Genomic DNA, 17,275 nt, shown 5'->3' with positions numbered 1-17,275 from the left:
GGCTCGAGGACGAACGCGTCCCTTCGATTTCCTGCATGACCCTTTCGATGCCATACCACGGAGGGCCAGTAGAGAATCGAATGTGTAAGTACTGTCTCGAGTGCGAGTGGCAGATCAGCACGTCGGAGGGGTACAGCGAGAAAGAGGTGTCCGAGAAGGCGATCGAGCACTTCGTCGAGACAGGTCACACGGTCGACTCGCTGCGCCTGCCGCCGCCGGCGGCGATCATCGAGAACTAAGCGCTCGGAAACGCGTCGCGACGGTTGCCATCGACTATCCGTCCTTACCCCCGCCGTTCCAGAATTCGATCGATGATGTGACGCGTCGAGAGCAGTTCCGCCTCGCCGGGTTCGCGGCCGCTCGCGCGCTCGACCGTACAGTCGATCCCCCGGCGCTCGAGTTCGGCCTCGATGGCGGCCTCGTCGTGGTGCTGGTCGTGGCCCAGCGCGATCACGTCGGGATCGATCTCCTCGATCGGAACGAAGATGTCCTCCTCGTGACCCAACATAGCCTCGTCGACGGCCTCGAGCGCGTCGACGACGTCCCGGCGCTGCGTGGCGGGACAGATCGGCTTCTCCTTGTGATCGACGTTGGCCTTCCGGGCGACGATGACGATCAGTTCGTCGCCCATCGCCGCGGCCTCCTCGAGGTAGTGGACGTGGCCGGGGTGGAGGATGTCGAAGGTGCCCTGGGCGATGACAGTGCGGGTGGCGCCCTCGTTGCCGTAGCCGCGTTCGTCATCGGCCGTCGCGTCGTCCGCCGTCATCCTCGCAACTCCTCGTCGATGTCAGCCTGCGTGAAGTCGAAGAACTCCTCGGTCTCGGGGAGATCGACGTCGATCACGTTCAGGGACGTCGGTCGCCCCTGGGAATCGAAGGCCTTCCAGTCCGTCCGACGGTACGGTGCGCCGACGATGATGTGGACGGTGCCGCGGCCGAACGTCCCCAGGTCCGCGTCGCTGGGCCGCAGGACGCCGTTCGGGTGGGAGTGGACGCTGCCCAACGCCTTCACGTCGTTCGGGATCTGATTCGTCTTGACGGTCGCGCTGACGCTGTTGGACTCGGTGCCCGGAATCACCAGGATATCCGTGATGACGAGCCCGTCGCGGTCCAGCCCCAACTGATCGGCTTCGGTCCCGCGCAGAAAGCCCATGTACTCGTTGGGGTGGGCCGCCTCCGAGGACTCGATGGCGAACTCGAGGGTCTCCTCGGCGATGCCGAGGATCTCGTTCGAGCGAAACAGCGCGTCGAGCAGCCCCATGTCACCACGTCCGGGCTTGCGGTTGCTAAACGTTCCGATGCGCCGACTCCGCGCGGTCTGCGGGTCGGCGGCGTGGACGCGGCGCTCGAGGCGGCTGCTCCGGGCGAACTGCGCAAAAAGAACGAAACCGGAACCGACGCGCTCGAGCGTCGGGGTCGTCCGCGCTACGCGAGCGGGAACAGCGACGAGACGACGACGGTCGTAATCAGTCCCGTCACGGAGATGAGAGTCGTCAGGACGGTCCAGGTCTTCAGCGTCTCGACCTGCGTGAGACCGCCGATCTCCTTGACGAGCCAGAAGCCGGAGTCGTTGTACCACGAGCAGATGTTGCCGCCGGCCCCGATGGCCATGACGAGGTACGCGGCGTTGACCGAGAGCTGTCCCGTGAGCGGGGCCATGATCCCGGCCGCAGTGAGCATCGCGGCGGTCGCCGACCCCTGCGCGATCCGGACGATCGCGGCGATGAGCCAGGCGGTGATCAGCAGGCCGATGCCGACCTCCTGAAGCGCGTCCGCCAGGTAATCGCCGATCCCGGAGGCGGCGAGCATCGCACCGAAGGCCCCACCGGCGGCCGTGATCGCGGCGATGTTACCGCCGCTTTTCAGGGCCTCGGTCAGCTCCTCGCTCCACTCGCTCGAGCTCATCTCGTTGTGGCTGTACAGGACGTAGGCGGCGACGATGGCGGCGAGCATCAGCGCGACGTTCTTATCGCCGACGAAGACGACGACCGGCTCGATCAGGCCGAGCGGCGGGAAGACCTCCTGGAACGAGTCGACGACGGTGTAGGCGCCGATGAGACCGACGGCGACCAGAATCGGCGCGAACGACGCGAGCAGGCCGGGCAGCGAACTCGTCGGTCGTTCGGCGACTTCCTGCAGTTCCTCGGTGGTCGTCGCCATGGAGTCGCGAAGCGGGATGTCGAGCCGGGCGTTGATCCAGCGGCCGTAGACGAGGCCGGCGACGGTCACGGCCGGAACCGCCGTTATCAGACCGATGAGGATCGTCACGCCCAGGTCGCTGCCGACTTCGGACGCGACGGCCAGCGGGCCGGGCGTCGGCGGCACGAAGACGTGCGCGGTCGCCGCACCGGCCCCGACGACGACGAGGAAGAGCGTGTAGTCGCGGCCGACGCGGGCACGCATCGATCGGGCGAGCGGCGCCATGAGGTAGAATACGCTGTCGAAGAAGACCGGAATCGCGAGCACGGAACTGCTACCGAGCAGCGCGATGTCGGAGTTGTCCTTCCCGAGCAGGTTCTGGAAGCCGCGGACGATGCGCTGGGCAGCGCCGCTCTCGAGCATCGATTTGCCGATGACGGCGGCGGCGAGGATCGGAATACCGATACCCGCCATCCCGTTACCGAACGCCTCCGCGACCCGCGTCGCGGCTTCGGCCGGCCCGAAGTCCGGCACGAAGACCGCGTTGACCAGGCCGACGGTGAAGGCGGCGAGGATCAACCCGATGAACGCCGGGAAATCCAGCCAGACGAGCAGTGCTACGACGACGACCAGTCCGACGAGAAACGTCAACATCGGACTGTGAGCGAACTCAACTCCCTGTAGCGGTATGTACATAGTTCACCAGCTACGTTCCCAAGGAACAATTGGTATATTTTATGGTATTGGGACAACGATTCGAAAATATTCGTTATAGATTCCGAATATCAGTTATATATTTTGAATATCACTAACTAATACCCATATGTATTTACGTATTTGCAATCACAGGATCAGACATGGACCGAGCACTCGTCGTCGCCGAACCGACGGAAGCGGCCACGGAACTCGCACGAATGGCAGGATCGCTCGCCGAAGCCGACGACGCGACCGTCGTCCTGATCCATGCGACGACTGACGAGGAGTACGCCGCACGCAAGCAGGCGATGTCGTCGATCGCGAGTTCGGGCGGCACGTACACGACCGACGACGCACGCGAGGGCGCACGACGGTTCGCACGCGACCTCGCAGAGGACGTGCTGTCCGAGTTCGACGTCGAGTACGAGACGGCCGGCTACGTCGGGGAGAAGGCCGACGCTATCCTCGAGGCCGCCGCGGAACGTGACTGCGACCACGTCTACCTCCCGGGTCGTGAGCGCTCGCCGACGGGCAAGGCGCTGTTCGGCGATGCGACCCAGCAGGTGTTGCTCGAGTTCGATGGACCCGTGACCGTCCTCACGGAGTAACGGAGAGCCCGGCATCCAAGCCGAAGCAGCGAACACCGTTGGTATTCGCAGTCGATTACATCCGCTTCTCGCGCCGTACCCGGCCCTTCTTGACAAGGGTTATACGCGGCCACCCCCAAACGACGTATCAAGATGACACAAGCGTCCGCCGGAGAACCCGGCGCGGACGACGGGGATTCCGTCGTCTACGATCTCGATGCAGATTGCACCGCAGACGATCTCGAGAAGAACCAGCCCTATCTCGCCGAAATCAACGGCATCGTCGATTACGGCGTCTTCGTCGATCTCTCCGAATCCGTCTCCGGTCTCGTCCACGAATCTGTCCTCGAGGGCACCTACGCCGTCGGCGACGAACTCGTCGTCGAACTCGAGAGCGTCCGCGACAACGGCGACATGGCCTTCGAGCCCGTCGACGTCGACGACTACACCCTCCGGGAGGTCCCCCACGACTACGCGCTGACGGGCACCGACCGCCTCGAGGCCAACGTCGGCGAGCAGATCCACCTCGAGGGCGAGGTCGTCCAGGTCAAACAGACCGGCGGCCCGACCATCTTCCACGTCGCCGACGAGTACGGCGTCGTCCCCTGCGCGGCCTTCGAGGAGGCCGGTGTCCGTGCCTACCCGCAGGTCGAGGTCGGCGACGTCGTCCGCGTCACCGGCACCCCCGAACACCGCGAGGGCTCCGTCCAGATCGAGGTCGACGGCCTCTCGAAACTCGAGGGCCGAGACGCCGAGGACGCCCGCGAGCGCATCGAAATCGCCCTCGAGGAGCGCGCCGAGCCCCACGAGGTCGAGCCCCTGATCGACTGGCCCGCCTTCGAGAAGCTCCGCCCCGACCTCGAGGAGGTCGCGAAGCGACTCCGCCGCACCGTCCTCGAGGGGCGCCCGATCCGCGTGCGCCATCACGCCGACGGCGACGGGATGTGCGCCGCCGTCCCCGTCCAGATCGCCCTCGAGCGGTTCATCGCCGAGGTCCACGAGGACGAGGACGCGCCGCGACACCTCATCAAGCGCCTGCCCGCGAAGGCGCCGTTCTACGAGATGGAAGACGCCACGCGGGACCTCAACTTCGCCTTAGAGGACCGCGAGAAACACGGCCAGCAGCTTCCCCTCCTGCTCATGCTGGACAACGGCTCGACGGCCGAGGACGTCCCGGCCTACGAGACGCTGGCCCACTACGACATCCCGATCGTCGCGATCGATCACCACCACCCCGACCCCGACGCGGTCGGCGACCTGCTCGACGCCCACGTCAACCCCTACCTCCACGACGAGGACTACCGGATCACGACGGGGATGCTCTGCGTCGAACTCGCGCGGATGATCTACCCCGACCTGACCGACCAGCTGCGCCACGTCCCCGCCGTCGCCGGCCTCTCGGACCGCTCGAAGGCCGACGCGATGGAGGACTACCTCGCGCTGGCCGCCGAGGAGGGGTACGACGAACAGCGCCTGCAGGACGTCAGCGAGGCCCTGGATTACGCCGCCTTCTGGCTGCGCTACAACTCCGGCGATCAGCTGATTCAGGACCTGCTCCAGATCGACAGCGACGACGAGCAGCGCCACCGCAAGCTCGTTGACTTCTTCGCCGAGCGCGCCCGCGAGGAGGTCGACGAACAACTCGCGGCCGCGACGCCCCACCTCGAGCACGAGGAGCTCGATAACGGCGCACACCTCTACCGGATCGACGTCGAGAACTACGCCCACCGCTTTACCTACCCCGCACCGGGCAAGACGACGGGCGAGATCCACGACCGCAAGATCGAGGAGACCGGCGACCCGGTCATCACGGTCGGCTACGGGCCGGACTTCGCCGTCCTGCGCTCCGACGGCGTCCGCCTGGACATCCCGCAGATGGTCTCGGAACTCGAGGAGGAGGTCCCCGGCGGCGGCGTCTCCGGCGGCGGCCACCTCGTCGTCGGCTCGATCAAGTTCGTCAAGGGCAAGCGCGAGGAAGTGATCGAGGCCTTAGTCGAGAAGATGGAAGACGCCGAACTCGACGAGGCGCTCTCGAGCGCCGCGCCGATCGACGACTGAGTGTCCCGTCGAACCGCGGCCGAAACCGGCTCTCGAGAGCCGACCGGACGCGTCGAATCCCCCGTCGCGTCGGTGTTCTATCGGGCGTGTCGGTGACGATGCGACGAACGCGAATACGAACGCCGTCGGCAGGGTCCGCCCGCACCGCTCGGTATGCAGTGCGAAGGATTACACGGGTCGGTCGACAAGTAGCGGCCCGAACGCCGAATCCGAGTCCGGGTCCGGGTCCCAGTCCGAAGCGCTCGAGACTCGAGCGACGGACGGCGAGTTCGGCTGTGGATCCGGGTTCGGGTCCGAATTCGGATCTCGCTCCGGACGGCCGACGACGCAGCCGACGTGTCCCGGTGACGACCCGCCACCGCGCTCTGCAGAACGGACGCCAACGATGATCGACCGCGACGATCCCACCGAGCCGCCGGACGTGTTACTCGTCGAGTCCTCGAGCGACCGGATCGAGCGGACGAAACGCGCCTTCGAGGCCGAGCGGGACGACGTCACGCTGCACGTCGTCCGCGAGGAATCCGCGTGTCTGGACTTCCTCCGGCAGCGAGGCGCGTACGAGGACGCCCCCGTCCCGGGGCTGGTCGTCCTCCGAACTGATCCCTCGACCCTGCTGGAGGGCGACTCCGTCCTCGAGACGATCGCCGCCGAGCCGGAGCTCGCGCGGATTCCGCTCGTCGTCTTTCTCCCGGAAACCGCGTCCAAAGCGGCGGTTCGTCGCGCCTACGATCGGCGGGCGAACGCGGTCGTCGAACTCCCGGCGGACGACCGCGAGGACGGGACCGCGGACGAGTTCGTCGAGACGATGCGATTGCTCGTCAGGTTCTGGTTCGCGGCCGCTCGACTACCGCCCCAAATGGGATCGACCGAGTGAGAAACGCCGGGCAGAGCTAGAACTGGTACCGCCGCTCGTCGTCCATCGTCGGATACTGATCGGCGCCGGTCATCTCGTCGAAGGTCATGCCCGAGAGATACTCGTCGTACGTGACGTCGTAGGCCGAGCGCAGGTGGAAATCGAGGTTCCCCGTCTCGACGGTCGACTGAAAGAGCATGTGGATCGCCCGGCGGACGAGTTCGTCCGTCTCCTCGGGATCCAAGGCGGTCTCGAGCAGCGCGAGTTCGTTTCGGGTCTCGCGGTCGAGGTCGATCGACAGCTCGTCGCCGAACTCGGAGTACGATGCCTGAATCTCCTCGTTGAGATCGTCGAGGCTCATGCTCGGATGCAAGCGAGCCCGCTGGTTAGGCCTTTCCTCTCGGGCAGCCGTCGAACCGGTCGTCGAGAACGCCGTACTCGCGGCTTACTGCGCCGCCAGCCACTCGAGCGCGTCGTCGTCCGAGCCGAAGATGCGGTACTCGAAGTCGGGATCGATCGCGTTCAACTGGCCTTCGATCTCCTCCATGTCCATGCTCGCGATCGCCGAGTCGGCGTAGACGCCGGCGCCGTAGCGGACGCCCTGCTCGATCAGGTTCGGGAGCCACGTCTCGGCGAGCCACCGCTTGTCCGCGTCGTCGTGCGCGGAGATTGATTCGGTGTTGACGACGTACCGGTCGGCGCCTTCGGATGCGATGAAGTCCGCCCACGTGCGGGCGATCTCCCGGAGTTCCTCACCCGAGACGAAGTCGTTGTACGTGAAAATCGGAACGCCCTGCTCCTCGTCCAGTTCGATCGTGTACTCGTCGGTTCGTTCGATGAGTTCCGTCGACATCCTCTGGACAGAGCGACGCAGTCCCTAAAACAGTTGTTGCCGATTTGATATTATTCGAAGTAGTTACCGGCTGTATCGACTGCATCCGAGACCGTGATAAGGAGAATCCGAGCGAACTCAGGGACGCGCTTCGACCCCGAGCCGCCGATCCACCGCCGAACGGACGCGCTCGAGCACCGCCGGGTTGTCGCTGGGCCGGCCGACGCTGACGGCGTCCGCGCCGTAGTCGACGTACTCGCGGACGGTCTCGTCGTCGCGGACGCCGTTGTTGGCGATCACGAACAGGTCGGTCGCGTCGGTAACGTCGGCGACCACCGATTCGGTGTCCATCGTGTCGACGTGGACGAAGGCCGCGCCCGCGTCCTCGAGTCGCCGGGAGAGCGCCGGCAGGTCGACGCCCGGCACCTCGGCGCGGACCTTGACGCCGACGGTCGCGCCGGTCTCGGCGGCCGTCGCGACGTAGTCGGCGAGCCGATCGGCGTCCCGCAGGAGGGTTTCGCCGCAGCCGACCGCACACAGTTCGTCCTGCCGGCAGTGGGCGTTGATCTCGAGCAGCGCCTCCCGGTCGCGACAGACCCGTGCCGCGTCGGCGATCGGCTCGCGGGTCGCGCTCCGGACGTTGAACCCCGGCTGGATCGGGGTATCCTCGAGGGCGGCGAGCTGGCGGTCGATAAAGGCGAGCGGCTCGGGCGGCAGGAACTCGGTCCGGTCGCGGGCGACGAGCTCGCGCGCAGCGGCCCGCGACTCCTCGTCGAGGGCGATACCGCCCAGGAAGGCGGCGCCGGCGTACTCGGCGCCGGTGCGGGCCCACTCGGCGTCGGCCTCGCCGCTGAGGCTGGCGAGGGCGAGCGGCGGGTCGAAGGGGAGTTCAGACATGCTAACTGACGATCTCGATCGCCTGCTCGATCGCCCGAGCGACGCGCGTCGCGTCCTGGGGCGAGTCGATGCGGATGTCCGTCTGGATCGTCGGCCGGTCGAACTCGACGTCGTCGCCCTCGTCGACGATGTAGGCGTCGGCGAAGGGGTACGCGGTCGCCAGCCCCTCAGTGCTCGGCTCGGCGTTGACCGCTTCCATGAGGTCCTCAGCCGGGCCGGAGAAGGCCTCGTCGCCGAGGAACGGCGACACCGCGACGACCGGCGTCTGTGCGAGCGCGTCCGCGACCCCCGGCAGCGCCAGCATCGGGCCGATGCTGGTGACCGGGTTCGACGGGCCGATGACGACCGTGTCCTCGAGCGCCTCGAGGACGCCGGGCGCGGGCTCGGCGGTCGAGGAGCCGCGGAACTCGACGTTCTCGACGTCGGGATCGCCGCGGCGGCCGACCCAGTACTCCTGGAAGTGCATCATCCCCTCGTCGGTGTGGACGAGGCTGGCGACGGGGTCGTCGCTCATCGGGAGGAGGTCGACGGAGAGATCGAAGGCGTCGGCGAGGCGCTCGGTGGCCTCGCTCAGCGTATACCCCTGATCGAGGAGGCTCGTGCGCGTGATGTGGACGGCCCGGTCGCGGTCGCCGATCGTCATGAACTCGGCGATCCCGGAGAAGCGCCGCCAGTTCGCGATGTCCCGCCCCGCCGTCTGCCGGTCCTCGGGGAGGTACTGCGGCCCCTCGGGGAGGTCCGCGGCGTCGGCGAGCTCCATCAGCGCCGCGTTCGTCCGGTGCGTGTCGCCCTCGATCCCCCACCACGTCTCGCGATCGAGGACGCCCCCGCCCTGAAAGAGCAGCGTGTCGACGTCCGGCGACACGAACAGGCCGCCGATCTCGATGTCGTCGCCCGTGTTAGCGACGATCGTCGTCTCCTCCGGCGAAAACACGGCCCCAGCGCCGTCTAACAACTTCGGCGTCCCGGTGCCCCCGGAGAGGAAGGTTACCATACGCTACACTCTCGAGCGTGGCTACTTAATCGCTTTTGGCTGTTCGCGAGCGGCCGCTCGTCGGCCGTGCGGATCCGGCCCGGACCGGCCTGCACTCGGACTCAGTCGCCGATCCAGTCCGCGAAGCTCCCCTCGAGCAGCGTCTCGCGCTGGCGGTCGACGTAGCGTCGCTGCATCGTCGTGATCGCCTCGTCAAGGCTCGCGCCGTCCTCGAGTTCGTCGCGGACCTGCTCGCGCTTCCAACTCGCCGGCGTCACCTCCTGGCGGACCCGCCGCCGGAGCGGATAGAGGTACTTCGCGGCCTCCTCCTCGTTCAGCCCGCGGTTCGTCAGGCCGTCCTCGGCGTGGGCCAGCAGGTCCCGGTAGAGCTCGAGCCGGTCGGTCGTCTCCTTGCCGTCGTTGGTGATCCAGGTGAGATCGGCCTCGAGGCCGTCGACCATCGCGGCGTAGAAGTTCTCGCGAGCGACCGGCCAGTCGAGTTCGCGGACGGGGTGCTCGAGGCGGGTGAGACTCTGGAGCAGGCCGGCGAAGGCCGCGAGGAAGGCAGTGCCGTCCCGAACCGTGGGCTGGGCGGGGATCGGGCGGAACTCGATGCGGGCGTTGGCCGCCGAGCGAGTCGGCCCACCGAAGACCGGACGGACCCACCGCCAGTAAGTGCCGTGTTTCCGCCGGAAGTGAGGGAACTGGTCGTCGAACCGCTCGCCCTCGTCGACGGGCATGGGGACGATCGTGTCGTCGCCCGCGATCCGATCGATCGCCTCCTCGACGGTCTCTATATCGCGGGGGAACCGCACCTTCCCCTCGCCGGTGGTGGGGTCGTTCAGGACGGTCTCGAAGACGCTGATCCGGTGTTCCATCCAGCCGTCTTCGAGGATCTCCTCGGCGGTCGCGTCCTCGTCGTAGAGGTCCGGCGGGAAGAACGGCGAGTTGACCCCGAGCGCGAGCAGCGGGCCCGCGATCCGCAGTGCGTAGTTGAAGTAGTCCGGGAGGTCGGGCGCGTGGGGGACCTGGTAGTGGGGCTGGATCGACGTGATGAGGCTCTCTGGCATGACGGTGTCGGCCTGCAGGGAGACGTGGGGCGCCTCGATTCGCATCCCCGCGGCCTGAGCCTGATCGGTGTTGGCCATCGCGTGGTAGCGCGCCGAGTCGCTCATGTTCGTCGCGACGCGGATCGCGCGCTCGCTGCCGTCCTCGGCGGTCGCCGTCCGCTCGACGCTGTCGGTCAGGTACGTCGCCGCGTCCTCGCCCTCCGGCGGGATCGTCCAGAGCCCGTCGCTGACCAGCCGCATCCCCTCCGACTCGGAGACGGTCAGCGCCGTCCGCAGCCGGGACTTGACCTCCGACTCCTGGGCGACGATCCCGTCGGCGTTTAACGGCTGCGGGCTGGTCGTCATCTCCGCGTTGTGCAGCCCCAGTTCCTTCTCGAACCCGATCAGTTCGAGCAGCCGCCGGGGCACCCGCCGGAGCGCGCAGTCGTCGTCCTTGACCGCGTAGAACTCGTACTCGAGGCCGACGATCGCCTGCGGGTTGTCGAAGACGCCGTTCTCGACCCCCTCCTTGATGACTTCGGCGTCGGCCGCGGCCTGCGCTTGGTACGCCTCGGCGTCGACCGAAAGCACGTCGGCGACCCGGTCCGCGAGTTCCTCCTCGGGCATTGGTCTACCTGAGAGTGCGGCCGCAACTGCCTTTAAAGCAGCCCCTCGAATACGTTCACCGCGAGGCGTGGCCGCGGGAGCCGCTCGCCGGTCCACTCGACTCGCTTCCGAGGAGCGTCGGCGTCTCAGAACCGTTTTACTCTTACTCCCGCCGGCAGTAGCGTCCGCCGATGGAGTTCGCCACGTTCGCCGACCGCGCCGCCGCGATCGAAGCCGAGCCCGCGGACCTCGAGATCGTCGCCCACGTCACCGACCTGCTCCGCGACGCCGGCGACGACCTCGAGGTCGTCGCCCGCTTCGTCCAGGGCCGGGTCTTCCCCGCGTGGGACTCGACGACCCTGGACATCGGCCCGAGCGCGTGCTACGAGGCGATCGCGCGGGCCGCCGGGACGAACGTCGACGCCGACGACGTCGAGGAGCGCCTCGCCGACCTGGGCGAGATCGGCGACGTGGCGGCCAGTTACGACTTCGGCGGCCAGCAGGGCCTGGGCGCGTTCACCGGCGGCGACGGCGGGGGCGACGACCTCACCGTCCGCGAGGTCTCGGAGACCCTCACCGACCTCGCAGCCGCCGAAGGGTCGGGCAGCCAGGACCGCAAGGTCGATCTCCTCTTTGGCCTCTTTAACCGCTGCTCGAGCGAGGAAGCGCGCTACCTCGCGCGGCTCGTCCTCTCGGAGATGCGCATCGGCGTCGGCGAGGGGACCGTCCGGGACGCCATCGCCGAGGCCTTCGACGTCCCCGAGGAAGAGGTCGAGCATGCTCTGCAGGTCTCGAACGACTACGGCGAGGTCGCCCGCATCGCCCGGGACGAGGGGAGCGAGGGGCTCGAGGCGATCGACCTCGAGATCGGCCGGCCCGTGCAGGCGATGCTCGCGCAGGCCGGCACCGTCACCGACGCACTGGAGGAGTGGGACGAGGCCGCCGTCGAGTGGAAGTACGACGGCGCGCGGATCCAGTTGCACCACTCCGCCGACGGCGAGACCCGCGTCTTCTCCCGCAACATGGAGGAAGTAACCGACGCCCTCCCTGAAGTCCTCGAGTACGCCGAGGAGACCCTCGAGGAACCGGCCATCTTAGACGGCGAGGTCGTCGCCGTCGACGACGACGGCAGCCCGCTCCCCTTCCAGGAGGTGCTCAAGCGGTTCCGCCGCAAGCACGACGTCGAGAAGGCTCGCGAAGAAGTCACCGTCCGACCGGTCTTCTTCGACTGCCTGCACGCCGGGGGCGAGGACCTGCTCGAGGAGCCGCTGACGGCCCGTCACGACCGGCTACGAGCAGTACTGGCGGACGCCGACGACGCGCCGGAGCAAGACGAGGCCGACATCGAGGGCCTCTCCCTGCTCTGGACCACCGATGACCCCGACGAGATCGAGGCGATCGACGCCGACGCCCTCGAGGCCGGCCACGAGGGGATCATGCTCAAAAACCCCGACTCGACGTACTCGCCCGGCCGCCGGGGGAAACACTGGCGCAAGCGCAAACCCGACGTCGAGACCTTGGACTGCGTCGTCACCGGCGCCGAGTGGGGCGAGGGTCGCCGGGCGAACTTCCTCGGGACCTTCGAACTCTCGGTGCGCGACGGCGACGACCTCGAGACCGTCGGGAAGGTCGCGACCGGCATCACCGACGAGAAGCTCGCAGAGCTGACGGAGCTGCTCGAGCCCCACATCGCCGCCGAGGACGGTCAGGACGTCGGTCTCGAGCCGGCGGTCGTCTTCGAGGTGGGCTACGAGGAGATCCAGACCTCGCCGACCTACTCGTCGGGCTACGCGCTACGGTTCCCGCGGTTCCTGGCGGTGCGGTCGGACAAGGAACCCGAGGACGCAGATACGCTCGAGCGAGTGGAGTCGCTGCGGTCCTGACGGTCGAATTCTCCGTGCTCCGCCGTCAGTCGTCGACGAACTGATCCAGCGTCGTATCCATCCCGTTCCGGACCTCGCTGACCAGCGCGCCGTCGATGTCGAGCCCGAGCACGTCGACGGCGGCCCGGCCGACCCGCTCGCGTATTTCGGGCGGCGAGTAGACGCCCAGTCGCCACTGCGAGTACTGGGCCGCGCGCAGCGCCTCCACGAGCGGCGACTGCTGGCCCAGCCGTCGGATGTCGCCGTTGACCATCACCCGCGTCGTCGACTCCGTCATCGACGGGCGGCTCGGGATGTCGAGGATCACGTACTCCTGGTCGACCGCGGCGCGGTCGGCAATCTCGCGCTCGAACTCGCGGACCGACTCGTGGTCGCTCTCGATGACGCCGCCGGGGACGTCGTCGATCTCGGCCCACACCGCCCGCTTGTACAGGTCCCGCTCGTCCAGCCGGCGGGAGAACTCCTGCGTCTCCTCGCAGGACCGCAGGGCGACGATCAGGTCGGCGTCGTCCATCCGCTGGAGGGTCTCGGCGTCGAGGTCCGTTCGCTCGAGCAAGCGTTCGGCCGCCCGGCGGAGCATCGCCTTGCTGATCCGGGCGACGCTGTGGCTGTAGACGGTCGGGTTCATCAGCGCCCGTGCGACCAGCAGGCTCTCGGCGGCCTGGACGTTCCCCTCGTCTAAGACGAGTTCGCCGTCGACGAAGGTGAGTTCCCGAACCAGCCGCTCGTGGTCGATCGTCCCGTAGGGGACGCCGGTGTGGTGGGCGTCCCGCACGAGGTAGTCCATCCGGTCGACGTCGAGTTCGCCCGAGACGAGCTGACCGAACCGCCCCTCGCCGGCGATCAGCCCCGCGATCCGCTCGGGATCCAGGTCGTGGTCGCGCAGGACGTCGCCGACCGTGCCGTCGACGAGCAAGTCGTCGACGTCGTCGTGGTACCGGCCCGTCCGACGGTGGGTCAGCGACTCGAGGTTGTGGCTGAACGGGCCGTGGCCGACGTCGTGCAGCAGGGCGGCGGCCTGGACGCGGTCGGCCCGTCTGCCCTCGATGCCGAGCTGCTCGAGGGCCTTGCAGGCGAGGTGGTAGACGCCGAGGCTGTGCTCGAAGCGGGTGTGGTTCGCGGAGGGATAGACGAGCGAGACGGTGCCGAGCTGGCTGATACCTCGGAGCCGCTGGACCAGCGGGGTATCGAGGAGATCGCGCGCGACGCCCTCGACCTGGAGGTGGTCGTGGACGCTGTCCTTGATGACTTTCATGCCGATAGTTCGGCCGGACCGTACAAAAACTGTCGTGACGGGGACGGGCGGCGTTCGCCGGCGGTCGGCAGTTCGCGACGACCCTCGCCGTTCGTCAGCCAACCGACAGCACTTTGATCGGCCGATCCGAACGGCCGATATGCTCGATCCGTTCGTGATGACGGTGGCGCTGTTCGTCGTCGTTATTCTCTGTCTCATCGCGCTGCTGTACATCTCGACGCAGTGGGAGTGAGCGGGAGCGAAGCGCGACGACGACCGCGACCGCAGTCCGCGCGGCTACAAAAGCGCCCGTCACCTGACGCGACGGCGTTTACCCCCGTGGCCCTCGTGGTCCGAGACGATGACCGATCTCACTATTCCGCCCGACGCCGACGACGAACGGGCCAAAGCACTCGTACAGGAATACGTCGACGTCGGCGACGTCGTCCAGGTCTGGGAAGCCGACCGAACCGGCTCCGACGACCCCGAACACGAGGGCGAGGTCACCGGCCTCGAGCCCGGCTACCTCGAGCTCGACGGGCAACCGCTCGACGAGGGGAGCATCCGGTACGACAAGATTCACTCGCTGATTCGGCTCGAATAGGACGTCAGTCGCCGACCTCGCCGACGCCGCCCTCCGCGGACTCGAGGTCGTCCCCGCTCTCGTCGGCCTCGAGGCCGTCCCCGCTCCGCAGCACGCCGGCGAGACCGTTCGGCCCGTGTCGGTGGATCGTCAGTAACACGTTCGAGACGAACAGGACGACGCCGGCCGTGCCGAGGACCGCGCTGCCGACCGTGACGAAGCCAGGGAGATCGAACAGCGGCGCGACCACGAGTCCGACGAGCGCGACGACGGTGAACGCGAAGTCCGCCCGCTCGAGGCGGTCGTCGTAGAGGTCGTCGATCATCGGCACCTGCTCGAACCCTAGCCGGTCGCTGTACCGTTCGTGCCAGATGATGAAGGGCACGATGTGGTACAGCGAGCCGACGACGACGAAGCCGAAGACCCCGAAGATCAGCAGATTCGACGCGTCGGGATGGCCGAACACCGTCTCGCCGGTCGGCTCGAGCCACCACGCGGGAACCGTCAGGAACGCCCACGCGTACAGCGACGCGGCGACGACCCAGTAGCGGTCGGTCATCGGCGACCCCTCGGCCGTCGATCCCGCGAGCGCGCGGACGATGACGACCGTGAACGCCACGAGGCCGGCCAGCAGGGCCATTGCGCCGACTTTCGCGAGGATCTCCGCTCCGAGTGCGCGGCCGGCCGCGAACGCCACGAGGCCGACGGGATAGAGAACTTGTTCGAGTTGGAGCAGTCGATCCTCGAGCGCTCCGAGGTCCCACTGGGCGAACATCTTCGTGAGCTGGAGCAACGCGCCGACGACCGTCGCGAGTAAGGCGCCGTACAGCGCGAGCGTGGCGTGGAGCAGCCGGACGTCGCCGTGGCCGAGCGATACCGCGTCGAACGCCGGGCGGGTGAAATCGACCGCGAGCAAGTAGCCCAGCGGCGCGACGAGGGCGAAACACGCGAGCGCGAGCGCGAAGTGGCGCTCGGTGAACTCGAGGGGGCGCGCGGCGAGCAGCGTCCGGCCGACGTTGTAGACGAACAGCCAGATGCCGAGCAGGATCGGCGCGGCGACGACCGGCAGCCACGCGAGCGCGCCGGCCACCAGGACGCCGGCAAAGCCCAGCAGGCCGACGACGACCAGCCACAGCTGGGCGACGGCGAGCCGCCGCGAGTGGATCGTCACGCCCGACCAGACGGGGACGAACTGGGTCATCGCGCCCATGATCGTCACGGCGATCCACCCCAGCAGGACGACGTGGACGACCGCGAGCGTAGACAGTCCGGGCAGCGTCGCGACGGTCAGGACCGTCCCGCCGACCACGCCGGCGACCAGAAACGCCAGCGCGAGCACGAAGTGGCGAAACGGGATCGCCATCGGCGGTTGCTGATCGGTCCGTAGCCCGCCAGGCATCCGGTTCATACGCGACCGTTCGGTTCCGATCGTCGTTCGATTACTCCCGAACACGTTCGGAGTCGGGTTTTCGCCCCGCTGCGTCGTACGGACGAGTATGACGGCCGAAGCTACCCAGGAGCAGACGACCGACGTCGATCACGCCAGCGAATCCACTCCCGAAACCACCACCGTGACCGTCCGCTGTACCGGCCACGTCCGCGACGCCGTTGGCACCCACGAACTCGAGTTCACCTTCGAGGGGACCCGGCTGCGGGACTTCCTCGAGGCCTTCTTCGAGGAGTACGACGTCGAGGACCTGCTGATCGCCGAAACCGAGGAGGAGGCGACGGCCCACGGCTGGGCGGACCCGCCCGAGGAACTGCCCGGCACGTGGCGCAAGAACCCCGAAGGCGAGCAGACCCGTACCTACGCCCGGGTCTGCATCAACGGCAAGTTCAACGAACACTTCGACGGGTTCCAGACGGAACTCGAGGACGGCGACCGCGTGGCGCTGATCTACCCGTTCATGTTCTGCTGTTGACGGAGACCCGTGCGGGCCGTCGACCGAACGCGTTCGTCTCAGCCCTTAGGCCCGTCGAGCGCTGACGCTGCCGTATGGCCGAAGACGTCAGCGACGTCGAACCGGTGACGCGGCGCGACCACGAGAACTCGTGGTCCGCGAACCTCGAGCAGCCCCACCACGCGGCCGACCGCGACCTCGTCGTCGAGCAGGCCAAAGACGCGATCGAGGCGACCGCGAGCGGTTACCACGTCAACCTCGTGACCCACGGCGACCACGGCCACCCCGAAACGTACCTCTGGGACGAACTCGAGGCCGCGTTCGAGGACGTCGACCTCGAGTACGTCGATCAGTGTGGCTGTGGCGGCCACGTGACTCGCGCGCACGTCCAAGAGTAAGACGCGGCGGCCGCAGCCGACTCGAGCTTAGCTGCCGTCCCACTCAGCCAGGACGAGGGATCGCGTGCCCGAATCCGCCCGCCAGACGACCCGTACCGTCGTCTCCTCGAGCGTCTCGTCTTTGGCGCAGACGGTCGCGGTATCGCCAGCGCTCACCGCCCCGTCGTCGACGGCGGCGGTCGAGTACCCGTCGGGATCAGCCCACGAGCCAGAGAGTTCGAGATCGTCTCCCGCGGCCTTGAGGTAGAGTTCGTCCGCGGGAATCGAGTCGCCAGCGATGTGGGTCGCGATGAGCCCCGTCGCTTTCTCGTCGTCACAGTCCGCGTCGGCGTCGATCGAGACGCCGGCCGTCGGATACGTCTGGAGGGTGTCGTCCGCGAGACCGAACGCGAACGCGTGAACGACGCCGGCCAGGACAACGGTGATCGCGATCAGAACGAGGACGCCGACGACGGACGAGACGGCGGTTCGATCGTCGGACGGCGATACGGAACGCATCGTCGGTTCTCCGGAGAGAACCGACATTGTTATACGCGGGATGTCAGCTTTCAGGACTGATATACGAATTGAATAGTGGCGGTTGACCG

At 67.6% G+C, this 17,275-nt stretch carries 19 protein-coding genes; 8 read left to right on the top strand and 11 right to left on the bottom strand.

Translation table 11 applies throughout. The features are described from left to right. The first annotated feature begins 80 nt into the window (after positions 1-80). Complete coding sequence (locus ACYQ26_RS11170; protein ID WP_170155505.1) at positions 81-239, top strand: hypothetical protein; 159 nt, start codon at positions 81-83, stop codon at positions 237-239. A gap of 44 nt (positions 240-283) precedes the next feature. On the opposite strand, the gene ACYQ26_RS11165 is transcribed toward ACYQ26_RS11170, so the two are convergent. From ACYQ26_RS11165 to ACYQ26_RS11155, 3 genes are all read right to left on the bottom strand, one after another. Continuing rightward, positions 284-766: an FAD synthase family protein gene (locus ACYQ26_RS11165; protein WP_459808974.1), complete on the bottom strand. Its 483-nt coding sequence runs from the start codon at positions 764-766 to the stop codon at positions 284-286. Then, entirely contained in the window at positions 763-1,260 is a 498-nt protein-coding gene (locus ACYQ26_RS11160; protein WP_459808973.1) for a Mov34/MPN/PAD-1 family protein, read from the bottom strand. Before ACYQ26_RS11160 ends, ACYQ26_RS11165 begins: the two co-directional genes overlap by 4 nt. 164 nt (positions 1,261-1,424) lie before the next feature. Next, complete coding sequence (locus ACYQ26_RS11155; RefSeq protein WP_459808972.1) at positions 1,425-2,792, bottom strand: GntP family permease; 1,368 nt, start codon at positions 2,790-2,792, stop codon at positions 1,425-1,427. Positions 2,793-2,995: 203 nt separating this feature from the next. Between ACYQ26_RS11155 and ACYQ26_RS11150 the strand changes: the two genes are divergently transcribed. The 3 genes from ACYQ26_RS11150 (at position 2,996) to ACYQ26_RS11140 (ending at position 6,353) form a co-directional block, all read left to right on the top strand. Further along, entirely contained in the window at positions 2,996-3,442 is a 447-nt protein-coding gene (locus ACYQ26_RS11150) for a universal stress protein (protein ID WP_459808971.1), read from the top strand. Between the two features lie 132 nt (positions 3,443-3,574). Then, positions 3,575-5,479 (top strand): Hef-associated nuclease, encoded by a 1,905-nt coding sequence (han, locus tag ACYQ26_RS11145; RefSeq protein ID WP_459808970.1) that lies wholly within the window; start codon positions 3,575-3,577, stop codon positions 5,477-5,479. A gap of 385 nt (positions 5,480-5,864) precedes the next feature. Further along, positions 5,865-6,353 carry a response regulator gene (locus ACYQ26_RS11140; RefSeq protein WP_459808968.1) on the top strand — a complete coding sequence of 163 codons (489 nt, stop codon included), beginning with the start codon at positions 5,865-5,867 and terminating at the stop codon, positions 6,351-6,353. Positions 6,354-6,369: 16 nt separating this feature from the next. On the opposite strand, the gene ACYQ26_RS11135 is transcribed toward ACYQ26_RS11140, so the two are convergent. The 5 genes from ACYQ26_RS11135 to ACYQ26_RS11115 form a co-directional block, all read right to left on the bottom strand. Continuing rightward, positions 6,370-6,693: a ribbon-helix-helix protein gene (locus ACYQ26_RS11135; protein ID WP_459808967.1), complete on the bottom strand. Its 324-nt coding sequence runs from the start codon at positions 6,691-6,693 to the stop codon at positions 6,370-6,372. 84 nt (positions 6,694-6,777) lie between these two features. Next, entirely contained in the window at positions 6,778-7,185 is a 408-nt protein-coding gene (locus ACYQ26_RS11130) for a hypothetical protein (protein ID WP_459808966.1), read from the bottom strand. A 117-nt stretch (positions 7,186-7,302) separates the two neighbouring features. After that, positions 7,303-8,061 carry a tRNA-dihydrouridine synthase gene (locus ACYQ26_RS11125; protein WP_459808965.1) on the bottom strand — a complete coding sequence of 253 codons (759 nt, stop codon included), beginning with the start codon at positions 8,059-8,061 and terminating at the stop codon, positions 7,303-7,305. A gap of 1 nt (position 8,062) precedes the next feature. Further along, positions 8,063-9,055, bottom strand: coding sequence for a 2-phospho-L-lactate transferase (gene cofD / locus ACYQ26_RS11120; RefSeq protein ID WP_459808964.1), 993 nt, complete (start codon positions 9,053-9,055; stop codon positions 8,063-8,065). 101 nt (positions 9,056-9,156) lie between these two features. Next, positions 9,157-10,710, bottom strand: a complete 1,554-nt coding sequence (locus tag ACYQ26_RS11115) for a glutamate-cysteine ligase family protein (protein WP_459808963.1) — start codon at positions 10,708-10,710, stop codon at positions 9,157-9,159. 170 nt (positions 10,711-10,880) lie between these two features. On the opposite strand from ACYQ26_RS11115, the gene ligA reads away from it, so the two are divergent. Beyond that, positions 10,881-12,572, top strand: a complete 1,692-nt coding sequence (gene ligA, locus ACYQ26_RS11110) for an ATP-dependent DNA ligase LigA (RefSeq protein WP_459808962.1) — start codon at positions 10,881-10,883, stop codon at positions 12,570-12,572. A gap of 25 nt (positions 12,573-12,597) precedes the next feature. On the opposite strand, the gene ACYQ26_RS11105 is transcribed toward ligA, so the two are convergent. Further along, positions 12,598-13,827, bottom strand: a complete 1,230-nt coding sequence (locus ACYQ26_RS11105) for an HD domain-containing protein (protein WP_459808960.1) — start codon at positions 13,825-13,827, stop codon at positions 12,598-12,600. A 340-nt stretch (positions 13,828-14,167) separates the two neighbouring features. On the opposite strand from ACYQ26_RS11105, the gene ACYQ26_RS11100 reads away from it, so the two are divergent. Continuing rightward, positions 14,168-14,410, top strand: a complete 243-nt coding sequence (locus tag ACYQ26_RS11100) for a hypothetical protein (RefSeq protein ID WP_459808959.1) — start codon at positions 14,168-14,170, stop codon at positions 14,408-14,410. 4 nt (positions 14,411-14,414) lie between these two features. Here ACYQ26_RS11100 and ACYQ26_RS11095 read toward each other — a convergent pair whose 3' ends face one another. Further along, the gene (locus ACYQ26_RS11095) at positions 14,415-15,797 is read right to left on the bottom strand and encodes a heme-copper oxidase family protein (RefSeq protein ID WP_459808957.1); all 1,383 of its coding nucleotides are present in this window, start codon (positions 15,795-15,797) and stop codon (positions 14,415-14,417) included. 88 nt (positions 15,798-15,885) lie between these two features. Between ACYQ26_RS11095 and ACYQ26_RS11090 the strand changes: the two genes are divergently transcribed. Both ACYQ26_RS11090 and ACYQ26_RS11085 read left to right on the top strand, forming a co-directional pair. Next, positions 15,886-16,311, top strand: coding sequence for a MoaD/ThiS family protein (locus ACYQ26_RS11090; protein WP_459808956.1), 426 nt, complete (start codon positions 15,886-15,888; stop codon positions 16,309-16,311). A gap of 74 nt (positions 16,312-16,385) precedes the next feature. Continuing rightward, the gene (locus tag ACYQ26_RS11085; protein WP_459808955.1) at positions 16,386-16,688 is read left to right on the top strand and encodes a CGCGG family putative rSAM-modified RiPP protein; all 303 of its coding nucleotides are present in this window, start codon (positions 16,386-16,388) and stop codon (positions 16,686-16,688) included. A 27-nt stretch (positions 16,689-16,715) separates the two neighbouring features. Here the strand turns inward: ACYQ26_RS11085 and ACYQ26_RS11080 are convergent, their stop codons facing one another. Further along, complete coding sequence (locus tag ACYQ26_RS11080; protein ID WP_459808953.1) at positions 16,716-17,186, bottom strand: type IV pilin domain-containing protein; 471 nt, start codon at positions 17,184-17,186, stop codon at positions 16,716-16,718. Positions 17,187-17,275 lie beyond the last annotated feature (89 nt).

The sequence above is a fragment of the Halopiger thermotolerans genome, from assembly GCF_054654555.1.
This window is presented reverse-complemented; position numbering and strand designations above follow the sequence as displayed.

What these genes read in the sequence shown, in the direction of transcription:
- ACYQ26_RS11170 (WP_170155505.1), top strand. Translation starts at nt 81, where the DNA reads ATGTGTAAGTACTGTCTCGAGTGCGAGTGGCAGATCAGCACGTCGGAG.
- ACYQ26_RS11165 (WP_459808974.1), bottom strand. Translation starts at nt 766, where the DNA reads ATGACGGCGGACGACGCGACGGCCGATGACGAACGCGGCTACGGCAAC.
- ACYQ26_RS11160 (WP_459808973.1), bottom strand. Translation starts at nt 1,260, where the DNA reads ATGGGGCTGCTCGACGCGCTGTTTCGCTCGAACGAGATCCTCGGCATC.
- ACYQ26_RS11155 (WP_459808972.1), bottom strand. Translation starts at nt 2,792, where the DNA reads ATGTTGACGTTTCTCGTCGGACTGGTCGTCGTCGTAGCACTGCTCGTC.
- ACYQ26_RS11150 (WP_459808971.1), top strand. Translation starts at nt 2,996, where the DNA reads ATGGACCGAGCACTCGTCGTCGCCGAACCGACGGAAGCGGCCACGGAA.
- han (WP_459808970.1), top strand. Translation starts at nt 3,575, where the DNA reads ATGACACAAGCGTCCGCCGGAGAACCCGGCGCGGACGACGGGGATTCC.
- ACYQ26_RS11140 (WP_459808968.1), top strand. Translation starts at nt 5,865, where the DNA reads ATGATCGACCGCGACGATCCCACCGAGCCGCCGGACGTGTTACTCGTC.
- ACYQ26_RS11135 (WP_459808967.1), bottom strand. Translation starts at nt 6,693, where the DNA reads ATGAGCCTCGACGATCTCAACGAGGAGATTCAGGCATCGTACTCCGAG.
- ACYQ26_RS11130 (WP_459808966.1), bottom strand. Translation starts at nt 7,185, where the DNA reads ATGTCGACGGAACTCATCGAACGAACCGACGAGTACACGATCGAACTG.
- ACYQ26_RS11125 (WP_459808965.1), bottom strand. Translation starts at nt 8,061, where the DNA reads ATGTCTGAACTCCCCTTCGACCCGCCGCTCGCCCTCGCCAGCCTCAGC.
- cofD (WP_459808964.1), bottom strand. Translation starts at nt 9,055, where the DNA reads ATGGTAACCTTCCTCTCCGGGGGCACCGGGACGCCGAAGTTGTTAGAC.
- ACYQ26_RS11115 (WP_459808963.1), bottom strand. Translation starts at nt 10,710, where the DNA reads ATGCCCGAGGAGGAACTCGCGGACCGGGTCGCCGACGTGCTTTCGGTC.
- ligA (WP_459808962.1), top strand. Translation starts at nt 10,881, where the DNA reads ATGGAGTTCGCCACGTTCGCCGACCGCGCCGCCGCGATCGAAGCCGAG.
- ACYQ26_RS11105 (WP_459808960.1), bottom strand. Translation starts at nt 13,827, where the DNA reads ATGAAAGTCATCAAGGACAGCGTCCACGACCACCTCCAGGTCGAGGGC.
- ACYQ26_RS11100 (WP_459808959.1), top strand. Translation starts at nt 14,168, where the DNA reads ATGACCGATCTCACTATTCCGCCCGACGCCGACGACGAACGGGCCAAA.
- ACYQ26_RS11095 (WP_459808957.1), bottom strand. Translation starts at nt 15,797, where the DNA reads ATGAACCGGATGCCTGGCGGGCTACGGACCGATCAGCAACCGCCGATG.
- ACYQ26_RS11090 (WP_459808956.1), top strand. Translation starts at nt 15,886, where the DNA reads ATGACGGCCGAAGCTACCCAGGAGCAGACGACCGACGTCGATCACGCC.
- ACYQ26_RS11085 (WP_459808955.1), top strand. Translation starts at nt 16,386, where the DNA reads ATGGCCGAAGACGTCAGCGACGTCGAACCGGTGACGCGGCGCGACCAC.
- ACYQ26_RS11080 (WP_459808953.1), bottom strand. Translation starts at nt 17,186, where the DNA reads ATGCGTTCCGTATCGCCGTCCGACGATCGAACCGCCGTCTCGTCCGTC.